This is a genomic window from Acidisoma sp. C75, from assembly GCF_054665095.1.
Genome location: NZ_BAAFHD010000001.1, coordinates 93,334 through 108,574, shown reverse-complemented (window position 1 = coordinate 108,574; position 15,241 = coordinate 93,334). Strand labels below are relative to the sequence as shown.

The window sequence follows — 15,241 nt, the reverse complement described above, 5'->3', positions numbered from 1 at the left end:
CGCCCCGCAATCCGGCCCCCAGCCGCCAGGAGCTCCGAGAAACGCCATGCCTTTCCGCCTGAACCTTCTTGCCCTGGCGGTCCTGCCGGTCTGGCTCGCGCTGGCTGGCCTCGGCATGCCCGCCGCCCGCGCCCAGACGGCGACGATCGCCGCCGTCGTCAACGGCGATGTCATCACCAACCAGGATGTGGACAACCGCGCCCGCTTCTTCGCGCTCGCCACCGGCCAGCCGCCGACCCCCGATGTCGTGGACCGGTTGAAACCGCAGATCCTGGAACAGCTCATCAACGAGAAGCTGGAGCTTCAGGAGGCGGAGAAGCGCGGCATCGTGGTGACGGACACCCAGGTTGCCGCCGCCATCGCCTCGATCGAGGCGAAGAACAACATGGCGCCCGGCATGCTGCGGGAGAAGCTCAAATCCCTCGGCGTCAATGTCGATACGCTGATCACCCAGGTGCGCACCCAGCTCGCCTGGGACGATGTGCTGCGCCAGGTGGTGACGACGATGGGCCGGCCGACGAGCGCTGATGTGAACCGCCAGCTCGCCCTCCTCAAGCAGGAGCGCGGCCAGCCGCAATATAATGTGGGCGAAATCTTCATCCCCGTGAGTTCGCCCTCGGCCGAGGCGGGGGCGGAGAAATTCGCCGAAACCGTCATCACCCAGCTGCGCCAGGGTGCGCCCTTCCCGATCATCGCCGCCCAGTTCAGCCAGGGCGAAAGCGCGCTGCAAGGCGGCGCGCTCGGCTGGGTGAGCCCCGATCAGCTCGACCCGGCGGTGGCGAGCCTGGTGCAGCAGATGCCGGTGGGCGCCATCAGCAACCCGGTCTCGGTTGCGGGGGGGATCGTCATCGTGCAGCTGCGCGGCAAGCAGATCGCCGGCCAGGCCGGCGGAGCGGGCGATGCCGTGCTCGACGTGCGACAGGTCTTCCTGCCCTTCACGACGCCGCTCAATTCGCAGAACCCGACGGCCGAGCAGCGCGCGACGATGGAGAAGATCCACGCGATCGCGGTGAGCGCCCGGAGCTGCGCCGATATCGAGGCGGCGAACAAGGCGGCGGGCAGCATCCAGCCCTCCAACCCCGGGCCGGTGACGCTCTCGCAAGTGACGCCGCCCGCCTTCCAGAAGCTGCTGGCGAGCCTGCCGGTGGGCCGGGCGAGCCCGCCGCTGGTAGCCGATAAGGGGGTTTCCGTCGTCATGATCTGCGGCCGGCAGACCGAGGCGGCGGGCCTGCCGTCCCGCGCGCAGATCGCGGAAAGCCTGTTCCGCACCCGCGTCGGGCTCGCCGCGCAGCAGACGCTGGACGACCTGCACCGCAAGGCCACGATCCAGATTATGCAAAAGCAGTGAGCGGCACGGGCCCCGCGGGGCCGAACCTGCCGCCGCTGCGCGAGGTGATCGCCCGGCACGCTTTCCGGGCGAAGCATTCCCTCGGCCAGCATTTCCTGCTGGATGCGAACCTCACCGCGCGGATCGCGGCGGCAGGCGGCGATCTCGCCGGGCGGCAGGTGGTGGAGGTGGGCCCCGGCCCGGGCGGGCTTACCCGCGCGCTGCTGGCGAGCGAGGCGGCGCATGTCACCGCGATCGAGATCGACCCGCGCGGCGTGGCGGTCGCCGAGGAACTGGCCCTGGCCTATCCTGGCCGGCTGAGCGTGGTGGCGGCGGATGCGACGCGGGTGGATATCCCCGCCCTCGTGCCGGCGCCGCGGCAGATCATCGCCAACCTGCCCTATAACGTCGGCACGCCGCTCCTCATCGGCTGGCTGCGCCAGGCTGCGGCCTATGAGCGGCTGGTGCTGATGTTCCAGGAAGAGGTGGCGCAACGCATCATCGCCGCCCCCGATACCGAGGCCTACGGGCGGCTCGCCGTGCTCGCGCAATGGACGACGCAGACCGCGCTCTGCTTCCGCCTGCCGCCCGAGGCCTTCACGCCGCCGCCCAAGGTGCATTCGGCCGTGGTGCGGCTCATCCCCCGCGCCGAGCAGCCGGCGCCCGCGCTTTTCGCGGCGATGGAGCGGGTGACGCAGCATGCTTTCGGCCAGCGGCGGAAGATGCTGCGCGCCGCACTCAAGCCGCTCGGCGGCGCGGAACTGCTGGCCCGCGCCGGGATCGAGCCGACGCGCCGGGCGGAGACGCTGACGGTGAGCGAGTTCGAGCGGCTGGCCCGGCTGGTGCTGAGCGACGCCGGCTGAGCAAGGCGCCCGAAGCCGCGCCTGCGGGGCATGACGCGCCCGCAAGCACCCGGGCCCCGAGCGATCAGGATTGCTGACCGGTCACGCTCAGCACGCGGGCATTGAGCTGATCGGCCGAATTGTCCGGATTGCCGCTGATCGGCGCGCCCATGGCCGCCTGGGCCTGGGCCCGCGCGCCCTGCACGCCCGCTACCGGCATCCTGCCCATCGCCTGCCCCGTGCCGGGCTGGCTCATATTCGGCTGGCTCATGCCGCCCTGGCCCATGGCGCCCGTCATGCCGGCCTGGGCCGTGCTGCCCGCCGGCATCATGCTCTCAGCCGTTTGCAGATGGGCTTGCAGCACCGGCAGGGATTTCATCGCGAACTGACGGAGCGCCGGGTTCTGGCCGGAATGCGCCTCCATGCGATAGAGGTGGATCGCCTCCTGATGGCCGCGCACCGCGATCCGGTTGAACATGGCATCGAAGGAGCCCGCCGGTGCGCTCGCCAACTCCTTGTAGACGCTGCGCATCATCGGGCCCGGCTGCTTGGCGAGCGGCAGCATGCTCGCATCGGCGATGCCCTTCAGCGCCATCTCGGACTGCGTATGGTCCTGCACCAGCATTTGGCCATAGCTCTGCTCCTGCGCCGTCTGGCCGCGGCGCTCGGCGAGCTTGCCGAGCATGATCTCGGCCTGGTTGATGGCCGAGGCATGGGTGACGAAGCGCGAATCCCGCACCGATGCCGCCGGGTTGGGGCCGGTATCGGCCGGCAGCACGCTCGCCGTGCCTGCCTCCTGGCCGGGCTTCATCTGGATGACCTGGGTGGCGGCGCCATTGGCCGGGCCGGCGGGCGCGGTCGGGTTTTCCCCAGGCACCGCCTGGGCGAGGGCAGCAGCCCCAGAGCTGAGCAGAAGGCCGGCACCGATCATGCTCGACAGCAGCCAGCGGGTACGGAAGGGCGCGGCGTTTCGCATGAGGTTACTCCTTTTTAATCAGTTTTCTGCGCTTTGTTCAGCGCGGTGACGCCCTTCGAGATTGGCGCCGCGGCGCCGGTTCAAAGGCGGAATCGCTAGAACGTGACGCGACGGCGCGGAAGGCGCGGCTGCCGCGCGGGGCTTGCCGGCGCCTGCCATGGGGTTCAAAAGCAGCACTTGGAGACGAGCCCGCACAACATGCCGGAGGATGGGTGACCCGCTTCGCGGAGATCTTTTCGCGCAAGGGCGCCGAAGCCACGCCTCTCGCCCAGGCGCGCCAGCCGGAGCGGCTGCACCGGATGGCGGATGCGCTCCGCGCCCTGCTGCATGCGCGCGCGGCTGCCACGCCGAGCGGCGGCAATGGCCATGCTTTCGCCCTCGCCCTCGCCGCCCCCTTGGCCGAGCCCGGCCTTTCGCCCGAAACGCCGCTGAGCCCGATGGTGGAGGTTGCCGCCACGCTCTGGACCCGCGCGCTCCGCTTCGATTCCGCCGCCCCCAACTGGGCGGACCGTGACCGGTTGATCGTCTCCTGCCGCCAGCAGGCGCAGATCCTGCGGGCGGTGCTGGAGCTTTCCGGCATCGAGGCGGCCGATCTCACCTTCGGCCTGCCCGGGCTCGATACCGTCTTCGCGCCGCCCGGCCAGGCGCTGGCCTGCGCGGTGGGCGCGGCACTCGCCGAGCGCATGCAGGCGGCACGCTTTGGCAAAAGCCTGTGCGACCATCGCACCTGGCTCTTCACGACGCCGGCGGACCTCATCGGCGGACAGAGCTACGAGGCGGCGAAGCTCGCCGGGGATCTCAAGCTCGGCAAGCTCGCGCTTTTCGTGGAGGAACCGCCGGCGGAAGATGCGGCGGCGCGGCTCGTCCATCCGCTGCTCGAGCATTTCGCCGCCTGGGGCTGGGCGACCAAGCGCATCGCCGGCCAGGATACCGCCGCCATCTCCTCGGCCCTCTCGATCGCGCTGCGGGCCAGGAAGCCGCTGCTGATCGCCTGCCGCAGGCCTGCCCATCCGCCCCGGCTGCAGGAGCGGGCGCTCTCCGAGGATGTGCGCGAGGCCTGGCGCGCCGCCGGGGCGCGCAACACGACGACGCGGCGCGGCTGGCTCAAGCGGCTCGCCCGCCATGCCCAGGCGGCGGAGTTCGAGCGCGCGCAGAGCGGCCGGCTGCCCGATGGCTGGCGTGATTCCGCGCGGGCCGAGCGCGCCAGGCTTGCCGCCATCGAAACGCCGCTCTCGCCGCTGGAGGCGAGCCGCCGCTTCCTCGCCGGCATGGCGGCGATCATCCCGGACCTCACGGCCGCGAGCCCGACGCTCGCCGAAAAGACCGCCGAAAGCCCGCTCGCCGGCGCGGCCGTCGTCGATGCCGGGGATTTCGCTGGCCGCCACATCGCCTTCGCCGGCGCCGAGACGGCGCTGCCGGGCACGCTGGCCGGCCTCGCGAGCCATGGCGGCTTCACCCTCGTTGCCGAAAGCCCCGCCTCGGGCGCCGATTCCCTGCCGCTTACCCTCCGCCCGCTGGCGCGCGAAGGGCGGCGGATGATCCATAGCCTGGCCGAGGAGCATGGCGACCCGGCGGCCGCCGCCGCGCTCCCCCTCGCCTCGCTCCGCGCCATCCCGAATCTCTTCGTCTTCCGCCCGGCCTGCGCGATCGAGACCGCCGAATGCTGGGAGCTTGCCTTGCAACGGGATGACGGGCCGAGCGTGCTCATCCATTCCACCCAGGCAATGATGCGCTGGCGGCAGGATACCTCGGAGAATGCCTGCGCCCGCGGCGGCTATGTCGCGGCCGGGCTCTTCGATCCGCGCGCCGCGACGCTGATCGCGAGCGGGGCGGAGCTGGCCCTCGCCCTCGAAGCACGCCGGCTGCTGGGCGAAGCCGGTATTCCGGTGGCGGTCGTCTCCCTCCCCTGTTGGACGCTGTTCGTCAGCCAGACGGAGGCTTATCGTGCCGATGTGCTCGGCGATGCGCCGCGCCTTGCGGTCGAGGCCGGGTCAGATTTCGGCTGGGGGCGCTGGCTTGGCGAGCGCGGACAGTTTATCGGAGCAGCAAGCCTCGGGCTCACGGCCGCCCGCCCCGGCGAGTATTTCGGGGTGACGGCGGAGGCGCTGGTGATCGCGGTTAAGAAGAAGCTTTGAGGGTGCCCGAGATCGGGGAAGCCCATTCGACAGGAGAGAGTGATTATGGCTGTGACGGTAGCGATCAACGGCTTCGGCCGTATCGGGCGGCTCGTGCTGCGCGCGCTGATCGAAAGCGGACGCACGGACGTGACGCCGGTGCTGATCAATGACCTCGGCTCGGTCGAGGCCAATGCCCACCTCTTCCGCTACGACAGCGTGCATGGCCGCTTCCCCGGCACCGTCGCGGTCGAGGGCGACAGCCTCGTCATCACCTATAACGGCCGCACCTACGCCCCGATCAAGGTGACGGCGCATCGCAACCCGGCCGAGATCCCGCTCAAGGGCGTCGATGTCGCCATGGAATGCACCGGCATCTTCACGAGCAAGGAGAAGGCGCAGCCGCTGCTCGAGGCCGGCGCCCGCAAGGTGCTGATCTCGGCCCCGGCCGACGGGGTGGACGCGACGATCGTCTATGGCGTCAACCACCAGACGCTGACGAAGGAGATGACCGTCATCTCCAACGCCTCCTGCACCACGAACTGCCTCGCTCCGGTCGCCAAGGTGCTGCAAGACAATTTCGGCATCCTGCGCGGCTATATGGTGACGATCCATAGCTATACCGGCGACCAGAAGACGGTCGATACCCTGCATAAGGATCTGCACCGCGCGCGTGCCGCGGCCCTTTCGCTGATCCCGACCTCGACGGGGGCGGCGCGCGCCGTCGGCCTCGTGCTGCCGGAGCTGAAGGGCAAGCTCGACGGCACCGCCATCCGCGTGCCGACGCCCAATGTCTCGCTCGTCTCGCTGGACGTGAACCTCGCCAAGAAGGCGACCAAGGAGGAGGTGAACGCGGTGATGAAGGCGGCAGCCGAAGGCCCGCTGAAGGGCATCCTCGGCTACAATACCGAGCCGCTGGTCAGCTCCGACTTCAACCATAACGATGCCTCCTCCACCTTCGACGCGACGCAGACGACGGTGGTGGATGGCGAGATGCTCCGCGTGCTCTCCTGGTACGACAATGAATGGGGCTTCTCCAACCGCATGAGCGACACGGCCGCCGTCTTCGGCGCGCTGTAAAAGGCCGGCGCCGGCCCATGCCGGGCGGCGGCCACGGCGACTTCCGCCGCCGCCGCCGCCGCCCGCGCGATCGACAGAATGCCGGCCGGGCGGGCGCGCGGCTGGCTGGTATAAGCAAGACCAACCGAGGTTCAGGGGACGCGTGATGACGTTCAAGACGCTCGACGAGGCGGAGGTGAAGGGCCGGCGCGTGCTGCTGCGCGCAGACCTTAACGTGCCGATGCGGGATGGCCATATCAGCGACATGACGCGCGTGGAGCGCGTGGGCCCGACCATCCGGGAAATCGCCGACAAGGGTGGCCGCGTCGTCGTGCTCTCGCATTTCGAGCGTCCGAAGGGCAAGCGCGTGCCCGAGATGTCGCTCCGGCCGCTGGCCGAGGCGCTCGCCGAGGCGCTGCGCCGGCCCGTCGCCTTCGCGGATGACTGCATCGGCCCGGCGGCGGAAGAGGCGGTCGCCAAGCTTCAGGATGGGGACGTGCTTCTGCTGGAAAACACCCGCTTCCATCCGGGCGAAGAAAAGAACGATCCGGATTTCGTCGCGAGCCTCGCCAAGCTCGGCGATCTCTATGTCAACGATGCCTTCTCCGCCGCCCATCGCGCGCATGCGAGCACCGAGGGCCTCGCCCATCACATGCCGAGCTATGCCGGGCGGCTGATGCAGGCGGAGCTGGAGGCGCTGGAAGCCGCGCTCTCCCACCCCGAGCGGCCGGTGATGGCGATCGTCGGCGGTTCGAAGGTTTCGACCAAGCTCGACCTGCTCGGCAATCTGCTCGCCCGCGTCGATGTGCTCGTCATCGTCGGCGCCATGGCCAATACCTTCCTCGCCGCGAAAGGCCTGCCGGTCGGCCGCTCCTTGCAGGAGGCCGATCTGCACGAGACCGCGCGCCAGATCATGGCCCAGGCCGAGGGCAGCCGCTGCGAGATCCTGCTGCCGGTGGACGCGACGGTCGCCGCCGAGTTCAAGCCGCATGCCGAGACCCGCGCGCTCCCCGTCGATACCGCGCATGACGGCATGGCCCTCGACGTCGGCCCGAGGACGGCGCAGCTCATCATCGACCGGCTGGCCGGGATGAAGACCCTGGTCTGGAACGGACCGCTCGGCGCTTTCGAGATCCCGCCTTTCGACGCGGCAACCGTGCAGGTCGCCCGCGCGGTCGCCGATCTCACCCAGGAAGGTAAGCTGCGGAGCGTCGCCGGTGGCGGCGATACCGTCTCGGCGCTGCGCCAGGCCGGCGTCATCGACGAGTTGAGCTATGTCTCCTCGGCCGGCGGCGCCTTCCTCGAATGGCTGGAAGGCAAGACTCTGCCGGGCGTCGCGGCGCTCGGGGCATGAGCGCCTTCGTCTTCACGCCGCCGCCGCAGGCCTCGGTGCCGGTGGCGGGCGGCGGCCTCTTCCCGGTGCGGCGGATCTTCTGCGTCGGCCGCAACTATGCCGAGCATAGCCGGGAGATGGGTGGAGACCCGACGCGCGAGGCGCCTTTCTTCTTCGCCAAACCCGCCGATGCGGTGCTGACCGGCGGGGCGACGATGCCCTGGCCGGGAGAAACCCAGGATCTGCATCACGAGATCGAACTCGTCGCCGCGATCGGCCGCGGCGGGGCGGAGATCGCCGCGACCGAAGCCGAAGCCCATCTCTGGGGCTATGCGGTGGGGATCGACATGACGCGGCGGGATCTCCAGGCGCTCGCCAAGAAGGCGGGCCGGCCCTGGGATATGGCCAAGGGGTTCGACCATTCGGCGCCGATCGGCGAGATCGTGCCGCTGGCCGCCCTGCCCGCCGGTTTCGGGCGCGCGGGCGCGATCGATCTCAAGGTCAACGGCACGCTCCGCCAGAGCGGGGACATCGGCGAGATGATCTGGAGCGTGCCGGAGATCATCGCCGCGCTCTCCCGCCTCGTCCGCCTCGCGCCGGGGGATCTCATCTTCACCGGAACTCCGGCAGGGGTCGCCGCCGTGCAGCCGGGGGATGTGCTGGAAGGCTCCGTCTCCGGCCTGCCGCCGGTGCGGGTGACGATCGCGGCCTGACCGAGCCTCGTCTGGCCTCGCTTCGCGGCCGACCGAAGCCTTGGCGCGATTCCCCCCCGCGCCTCGGGGCTTAAGACCGTCTCCGCCGGAGCCTCAGCCCGCGCGCCGCGGCGGCGGCCAGGTTTGGCCGGGTTTGCCCGGTGGACCCAGGGATGACCTGGAGCGGTGAGATTGGAAGAAAGGGCTCGCCTGTGACGTCAGCCTCTCCCCGCTCCGGCGATGACGACGCCGCGGCACCGCTCATCTATATCCTGGCCGGTGAAGCGAGCGGCGATGTGCTCGGCGCCCGGCTGATCGCGGCCATCCGCAGCCGCCGGCCCGGCGCGCGCTTCGCCGGCATCGGCGGCCCGCGCATGCAGGAGCAGGGCATGCCGAGCCTCTTTCCCATGCAGGAACTGGCGCTGATGGGGCTGGCCGAGGTGCTGCCCAAGCTCCTCCGCCTCTCCCGCCGCCTGAGCGAGACGGTGGCGGATATCGCCGCCCGTCGCCCCGATGTGGTGGTGACGATCGACAGCCCCGGCTTCACCCTCCGCCTGCTCCGCCGCATCGCGGATTTCGGCATTCCGCGCGCGCATTACGTCGCCCCCCAGGTCTGGGCCTGGCGGGAGCATCGGGTGCGCAAATACCCCGGGCTGTGGGAGAAGCTGCTCTGCCTGCTGCCGTTCGAGCCGGCCTTCTTCGCCCGCCACGGCTTGGCCGCCGAATTCGTCGGCCACCCGGTGCTGGAATCGGGCGCCGATACCGGGGATGCCGCCCGCTTCCGCGCGGCGCATGGGCTTGCGGAGACGACGCCGCTGATCCTTCTGCTCCCCGGCAGCCGGATGACCGAGATCACCCGGCTGCTGCCGGTGTTCGAGCGGACGCTCGCTTTGCTCGCCGCGCGCTTCCCCGGTCTCGTGCCGGTGATGCCGGTGGCAGCCCCGGTCGCGGCCGCCGTGCTGGCGGCGGCGGGCGGCTGGGCCCTGAAGCCGATTCTGGTGACAGAGATCGCCGCCAAGCACGATGCTTTTGCCGCCGCCACTCTTGCCCTGACCAAATCCGGCACCTCGACCCTGGAACTCGCGCTGGCCGGCGTGCCGATGGTCGTCACCTACAAGGTGAACCCGATCACGGCGGCGATCGTGCGGCGGGTGGTGCGGGTGGGGCATGCGGCGATGGTCAATCTCCTCGCCGGCCGCGCGGTGGTGCCGGAACTGTTGCAGGAGCGCTGCCGGCCGGAACTGCTGGCGGCCGAGGTCGCCCGCCTGCTCGACGAGCCGCAGGCGGCAGCGGCGCAGAAGGCGGCCTTCGCTGAAGTGATGGCGGCACTCCGCCCAGCGGCGGGCCTCCCGTCGGACGCGGCGGCGGAGGCGGTGCTGGCGCTGCTCCCGCGGGCCTGAGGCGCGGGCCGAGCTAAGGCTGCGGCTCGCCCGCGCGCGCGCCGAGTGCCGCGACGATCGCCGCGAGCGGGGACCGCCAATCGAACGGACGGATCTGGCGGAACAGCCGGAGCGCGGGATACCAGGGGCTATCCTCCCGCGCCATCAGCCAGCGCCAATCCGGCACATAGGGCAGCAGCACCCAGGTGGGCGCCGCCATCGCCCCACCGAGATGCGCGACCGAGGTATCGACCGTGATGACGAGATCGAGCGCCGCGATGGCGGCGGCGGTCTCCTCATAATCGCTGAGGAAGGGCGCGGCGTCGAAGAAGGGTGCCGCACCGGCATAGCCCTTGGCATCGGCCTCCCGCTCGCCCTTCTGCAGGCTGACGAGCGCGATCCCCGGCAGATCGGCGAGCGCGCCGGCGAGGACGGCGAAGGCGATGGAGCGGTTACGGTCGTTCTTATGCGTCGGCCGCCCGGCCCAGACGATGCCGATGCGCCGCAGCCCGGGCGGCAGGCTCGCCGCCAGCCGCGCCTGCCAGGCCGCCAGCCGCGCCGGATCGACCGTGACCGGCACCGCCGGCGGAATGGTATCGAGCCGCGTGCCATGCAGCCGCGGCAGGCTGGAGAGCGCGGAAAAGGCCGCGAAATCCCGGCAATCCGCCCAGCGCTGGCGGATGTCGATCCTGGGGAACATGCGGCTGATCAGCGGCGCCATCTCGCGGCTGAGGGCGAGGAAGATCTCCTCCGTCTGCGCCATCGCCCAAGGGATATAGCGGCTGAACTGAATGACATCGCCGAAGCCTTGATCCCCCACCAGCATCAGCTTCCGCCCTGCCGGCAGGCGTGCCCCGCCCCACTGCACCGCGCCCTCCTGCAAGGCCGGCGGCATCAGCGGCGGCACGCCGGGGATGCGGAAGCGCCATTCGTAGCGTTCCCAGCCCTCCGCCATCTCGCCGCGCAGCAATTGCGCCTCGGCCAGCGCGAAATGCGAGCCGGCCTGATCGTGCTTGAGGAGCAGCGCGCGGCGCGAGGCGGCGATCGCCTGCTCGATCTCGCCGCGCTGATGCTGGATGACGGCGAGGTTGTGCAGCGCGATCGGGTCGCCCGGCATGAGGGTGACGGCCTGGGTGGCGGCGGCCAGCGCCTCCTCCAGCCGCCCGGCCTGGCGATACATCTCGCTGATATTGCGCCGGAAGAAGGCGTTCTGCGGGGCAAGCGCGATCGCGCGTTCGAGGAACTGGATGCCGAGCGCCTCGCGCCCGGTGCGGAAGGCGATGATGGCGGAGAGTTGCAGCACCCGCGCATCCCCCGGCACGGCGCGCAGGAGGTTGGAGGCGATCGCCTCCGCCTCCTGCAAGCGGCCGGCATCATGCGCTTCGGTGCCAAGACGGAGCATGAGGCCGAGGGGCATCGGCACCATGGGCTCGGCCGGGGGCGCCACAGCCGGGGGCGGCTCTGTCGGAGGCGCCACAGCGGGCGGCGCCTCGGCGGTCGCGCTAGCAGGTTCTGGCGGCATCGTCCCTCGTCCTCGATCGTCCGTCATCGGCGCGGCCGGCCAGAGCCTTCGCCACCCCGCGCGCCGGGCGCGGGCAGACTAGCGGCTTCTCCGCCCGCCTGTCTCCTGGCTTGCGCGCCCCGGTTTGCGTGCCCTGGCTTGCGCGCCCTGGCTTGCCCGCGGGCAACCGGCCGGCGCCGCGCGCTTAGCGGCGGGACTGGACCGCCTTGGCGCTTTCGGGCTTCGCGGGGCGGGTATCCCGCCGCAGCCGATGCTCGCCCAGGAAGAGCAGGATGGGGGCGGCGATGAAGATCGAGGAAGAGGTGCCGACGACGATGCCGAAAAGCATGGCGATCGCGAAATCCTGGATCGAGGAGCCGCCGAAGAGCGCGAGCGGCAGGGCCGCGAGAAAGACCGTGCTGGAGGTGCCGAGGGTTCGGTTCAGCGTTTCGTTGATCGAAAGGTCGATCAGCTCCCGCAGCGGCATGGTCTTGTACTTGCGCAAATTCTCGCGCATCCGGTCATAGACCACCACCTTGTCGTTGGTGGAATAGCCGAGGATGGTGAGGATCGCGGCGACCATCACGAGATCGAATTGCAGCCGGGTGATGACGAGAAAGCCGATCGTCTTGGTGATGTCGAGAATGAGGGTGACGACGGCACCGACCGCGAACTGCCACTCGAAGCGGAACCAGATATAGACGAGGATCATCAGCAAGCTGAGGCCGAGCGCGAGCAGCCCCTGGCGGAAAAGCTGGGCCGAGACGGAGGCGCCGACCGCGCTCGTGCTCAGCACCTGGGCGCCGGGGGCGACGGCGGCCAGCGTTGCATGCACGCGGGCAACCGCGGCATCCGTCGCTTGCGCATTGGCGCGGCTTTCGAGCCGGATCATGACCTCGTTCTTGCCGCCGAGGCGCTGCAAGCCGGCATCGGGAAGCTGGTGCTCCGCAAGCGCCGCGCGGAGCTTGGGGAAGCTGACCTCGGTGGGTGTCCGCGCCTCCATCACCACGCCGCCCTTGAAATCGATCCCGAGCCGCAGCCCCGGATAGAAGAAAAGCCCGATCGAGGCGAGGGAGAGCACCGCCGAGACGATGAGCCCGGCATAGCGCCCGCGCATGAACTGGATGCGCGAATCGTCGCGCACCAGGCGGAACAGCGGCTTGTAGAAGAAGCGCATGATGGTGCGTCCTTAAACCGGCAGCGCCGCCGGGCGGCGGGCGATATACCAGCGCGCGGTGAGCAGACGGGCGAAAACGGTCGCGGTGAAGAGCGTGGTGAGAATGCCGACGGTGATGGTGACGGCGAAGCCCCGCACCGGCCCCGCGCCGAAGATGAAGAGCATGATATGGGCGAGCAGCGTCGTCATATTGCTATCGACGATGGTGCCATAGGCGCGGCGGAAGCCCGCTTCCAGCGCCTGCAAGGGCGTGCGGCCGTTGCGCACCTCTTCCCGCACCCGCTCGTTGATGAGGATATTGGCATCCACCGCCATGCCGAGGGTGAGCAGGATGCCGGCCATGCCGGGCAGTGTCAGCGTGGCGCCCAAGAGCGAGAGGATGCCCATCATCATCACGAGGTTGGCGATCAGCGCGACATTCGCGAACCAGCCGAAGAGGCCGTAGAAGGCCCCCATGAAGAAGATGACGAGGACGAAGCCGACGGCGAGCGAGATGGCGCCGGCGCGGATCGCATCCGCCCCGAGCTCGGGCCCGACGCTCTGCTCCTCGACCACGGTGAGCGGCGCCGGCAGCGCGCCCGCACGCAGGAGGAGCGCGAGGTCGGTCGCTTCCTGGGCATTGGCGCTGCCGCTGATCTGCGCCCGGCCGCCGGTGATTGCCTCGCGGATGACGGGCGCGCTGATCACCTGATTGTCGAGCACGATCGCGAAGGGGCGGCCGACATTGGCGCTCGTCACATCCGCGAACTGCCGGGCGCCGACGCTGTCGAAGGTGATGTTGACGACCCAGCCGCCGGTCTGCGGATCGCGCCCGGCCTGGGCGTTGGTCAGATCCGCGCCATCGACCATGACCGCCTGCTGCACCGCGATCTTCTGCCCCGGATGGCCCTGCAGCGGCAGGAAGGCATCGCCCGGCGGCGGCGGCTCGCCCGAATTCGGATCGACGTTCTGATCGACGAGATGGAAGGTCATATGCGCCGTCTCGCCCAGCAACTTCTTGATGTGCTGCGGATCGCTGATGCCGGGCAGCTGGACCATGATGCGGTCCGCCCCCTGCTGGGCGATCTGCGGATCGACGATGCCGGTGCTGTCGATGCGGCGGCGGACGATCTCGATCGATTGGGTGAGCGCTGCCTCCGCCCGCGCCTGCATGGCGGGTTTGGAGAGGGTGAGGACGAGGTTGGTGCCCTCGCCGCCGGCGACGAAATCGGCGAGGCTGCCGGGCCCGTTCTGCGGCCGCAAGAGATCGCCGAGCGCGGCGAGCGCGGCCTCGCGCTGGTTCGGATCGAGCAGGTCGATCAGCACCTGGTTGGCGCCCGGGTTATCGGCGAGCCGGGTGTAGCCGATATCGGTGCGGCGGAAATCCTGCCGCACCTGATCGACCGTGCCGGCGAGCTTCTCGCGGGCGATCGCGCCCATATCGACCTGCATGAGGAGATAGCTGCCGCCGCGCAGATCGAGGCCGAGATGGATCTGCTGCCAGGGCAGCCAGCCGACGGGGGCGCGGAAGAAATTGGGCAGGCAGAGCAGGAGGCCGATCAGGCAGGCGCCGATCACGCTGGCGGCCTTGAGCCGGCTGAAATAAAGCATAGGGACGCCGCGCCCTCCGATGGGTCTGATCTTGAGCTTGTCTTGTGCAAGGCTGGCCGAGGCCAGCGGCGAGGTATGGCCGCCTCCTCGCGGCATGGCAAGAGCCGCCGCCCCGCCTGCCGGCAAGGGCCGCCCCCCGCACGGCTTCGGTTGACGGAACGGCGCGAGGTGCTAACCCTGCCCGGTCCGCGCATCACGCGCGGCACTGAGGCCTGAACTGAAAGCGGCACCGATGGACATCGTGAAGCTGGGTGTGGCCGGGGTCGGCCATTTCGGGCGGTTCCACGCCTTGAAGGCGGCGGCGTCGCCGCGCGCCACCCTCGCCGGCGTCTATGACCGGGACGGCGAGCGGGCGAAGAGCGTGGGCTGGGAGACGGGCGCCCCGGCGCTCTCCTTCCCCGAACTGCTGGCGGCCTCGGATGCGATCGTCGTCGCCGCCCCCGCGGATGCGCATTTCGCGATCGCGGCCGAGGCGATCCGCGCCGGGCGGCATGTGCTGATCGAAAAGCCGATCGCCTCGACGCTCGAAGAGGCCGATGCGCTGGCGGCGATGGCGGCCGAACGGGGCGTTGTCCTGCAAGTCGGCCATCTCGAACGCTTCTCGGCCGCGCACGGCGCGGTTTCCGCCCGCATGGGCCAGCCGCTCTATATCGAGGCGGTGCGCGTCGCCCCCTTCAAGCCGCGCGGCACGGATGTCTCCGTCATCCTTGATCTCATGATCCACGATCTCGATCTCATCCTCGCCCTCGTCGATGCGCCGATCGAGAGCGTGGATGCGGTGGGAGCGGCGGTCGCCAGCGCCCATGAGGATATCGCCAATGCCCGGGTGCGCTTCACCAATGGCTGCGTGGCGACGATCACCGCGAGCCGCATTTCGCTGAAAACCGAGCGGCGCATGCGCATCTTCTCCCAAAGCGGCTATCTCGCGGTCGATTTCGCGGGCCGCAAGATGACCGCGATCGGCCGCGGCTTGAGCGGCCTGCCGGTGCCGGGCATGCCGGACTTCGCGCTCACCGAACTCTCCTGGGAGGATCATGACAGCCTGTCGGCCGAGCACGCGGCCTTCTATGCCGCGATCCTCGATGGCGCGCCGATCGCCGTCGATGCCGCCGCCGGCCGCCGCGCCCTCGCCGCCGCCATCGCGGTGAAGGAGGCGATGGACCGCTCGAACGCGCTCGCGGTCGCCGGCGGGCTGCTGACGCTGCCGGACTAGCGGGCGGGCTGCCGGCGGGCGGGATGCCCCGCCCGGCG

General features: G+C 70.1%; 12 protein-coding genes. 8 read left to right on the top strand and 4 right to left on the bottom strand.

All coding sequences use genetic code 11. The annotated features are described in order from the left end of the window. Positions 1 to 46 precede the first annotated feature (46 nt). Entirely contained in the window at positions 47 to 1,348 is a 1,302-nt protein-coding gene (locus tag ACYQ7X_RS00460; protein WP_459694849.1) for a peptidylprolyl isomerase, read from the top strand. Further along, entirely contained in the window at positions 1,345 to 2,190 is an 846-nt protein-coding gene (rsmA, locus tag ACYQ7X_RS00455; protein WP_459694848.1) for a 16S rRNA (adenine(1518)-N(6)/adenine(1519)-N(6))-dimethyltransferase RsmA, read from the top strand. The genes ACYQ7X_RS00460 and rsmA overlap by 4 nt, the downstream gene beginning before the upstream one ends. Before the next feature lie 64 nt (positions 2,191 to 2,254). On the opposite strand, the gene ACYQ7X_RS00450 is transcribed toward rsmA, so the two are convergent. Further along, positions 2,255 to 3,145: a DUF4142 domain-containing protein gene (locus tag ACYQ7X_RS00450; RefSeq protein WP_459694847.1), complete on the bottom strand. Its 891-nt coding sequence runs from the start codon at positions 3,143 to 3,145 to the stop codon at positions 2,255 to 2,257. A 212-nt stretch (positions 3,146 to 3,357) separates the two neighbouring features. Between ACYQ7X_RS00450 and ACYQ7X_RS00445 the strand changes: the two genes are divergently transcribed. The 5 genes from ACYQ7X_RS00445 to lpxB all read left to right on the top strand — a co-directional run bounded on the left by ACYQ7X_RS00445 (position 3,358) and on the right by lpxB (position 9,743). Next, the gene (locus ACYQ7X_RS00445) at positions 3,358 to 5,280 is read left to right on the top strand and encodes a transketolase-like TK C-terminal-containing protein (RefSeq protein WP_459694846.1); all 1,923 of its coding nucleotides are present in this window, start codon (positions 3,358 to 3,360) and stop codon (positions 5,278 to 5,280) included. Positions 5,281 to 5,325: 45 nt separating this feature from the next. Continuing rightward, entirely contained in the window at positions 5,326 to 6,339 is a 1,014-nt protein-coding gene (gene gap, locus ACYQ7X_RS00440; RefSeq protein WP_459694845.1) for a type I glyceraldehyde-3-phosphate dehydrogenase, read from the top strand. 145 nt (positions 6,340 to 6,484) lie between these two features. After that, on the top strand, positions 6,485 to 7,672 hold the full coding sequence (locus ACYQ7X_RS00435; RefSeq protein ID WP_459694844.1) for a phosphoglycerate kinase: 1,188 nt from the start codon (positions 6,485 to 6,487) through the stop codon (positions 7,670 to 7,672). Beyond that, on the top strand, positions 7,669 to 8,364 hold the full coding sequence (locus ACYQ7X_RS00430) for a fumarylacetoacetate hydrolase family protein (RefSeq protein WP_459694843.1): 696 nt from the start codon (positions 7,669 to 7,671) through the stop codon (positions 8,362 to 8,364). Before ACYQ7X_RS00435 ends, ACYQ7X_RS00430 begins: the two co-directional genes overlap by 4 nt. Before the next feature lie 191 nt (positions 8,365 to 8,555). Further along, entirely contained in the window at positions 8,556 to 9,743 is a 1,188-nt protein-coding gene (gene lpxB, locus ACYQ7X_RS00425; RefSeq protein WP_459694842.1) for a lipid-A-disaccharide synthase, read from the top strand. Positions 9,744 to 9,756: 13 nt separating this feature from the next. Here the strand turns inward: lpxB and ACYQ7X_RS00420 are convergent, their stop codons facing one another. The 3 genes from ACYQ7X_RS00420 to secD form a co-directional block, all read right to left on the bottom strand. Next, entirely contained in the window at positions 9,757 to 11,148 is a 1,392-nt protein-coding gene (locus ACYQ7X_RS00420) for a tetratricopeptide repeat protein (RefSeq protein WP_459694841.1), read from the bottom strand. Between the two features lie 280 nt (positions 11,149 to 11,428). Continuing rightward, positions 11,429 to 12,400, bottom strand: a complete 972-nt coding sequence (gene secF, locus ACYQ7X_RS00415; RefSeq protein WP_459694840.1) for a protein translocase subunit SecF — start codon at positions 12,398 to 12,400, stop codon at positions 11,429 to 11,431. A 12-nt stretch (positions 12,401 to 12,412) separates the two neighbouring features. Continuing rightward, positions 12,413 to 13,990, bottom strand: coding sequence for a protein translocase subunit SecD (secD, locus tag ACYQ7X_RS00410; protein WP_459694839.1), 1,578 nt, complete (start codon positions 13,988 to 13,990; stop codon positions 12,413 to 12,415). Positions 13,991 to 14,222: 232 nt separating this feature from the next. On the opposite strand from secD, the gene ACYQ7X_RS00405 reads away from it, so the two are divergent. Further along, positions 14,223 to 15,203, top strand: coding sequence for a Gfo/Idh/MocA family protein (locus ACYQ7X_RS00405; RefSeq protein ID WP_459694838.1), 981 nt, complete (start codon positions 14,223 to 14,225; stop codon positions 15,201 to 15,203). The last annotated feature ends 38 nt before the right edge of the window (positions 15,204 to 15,241 follow it).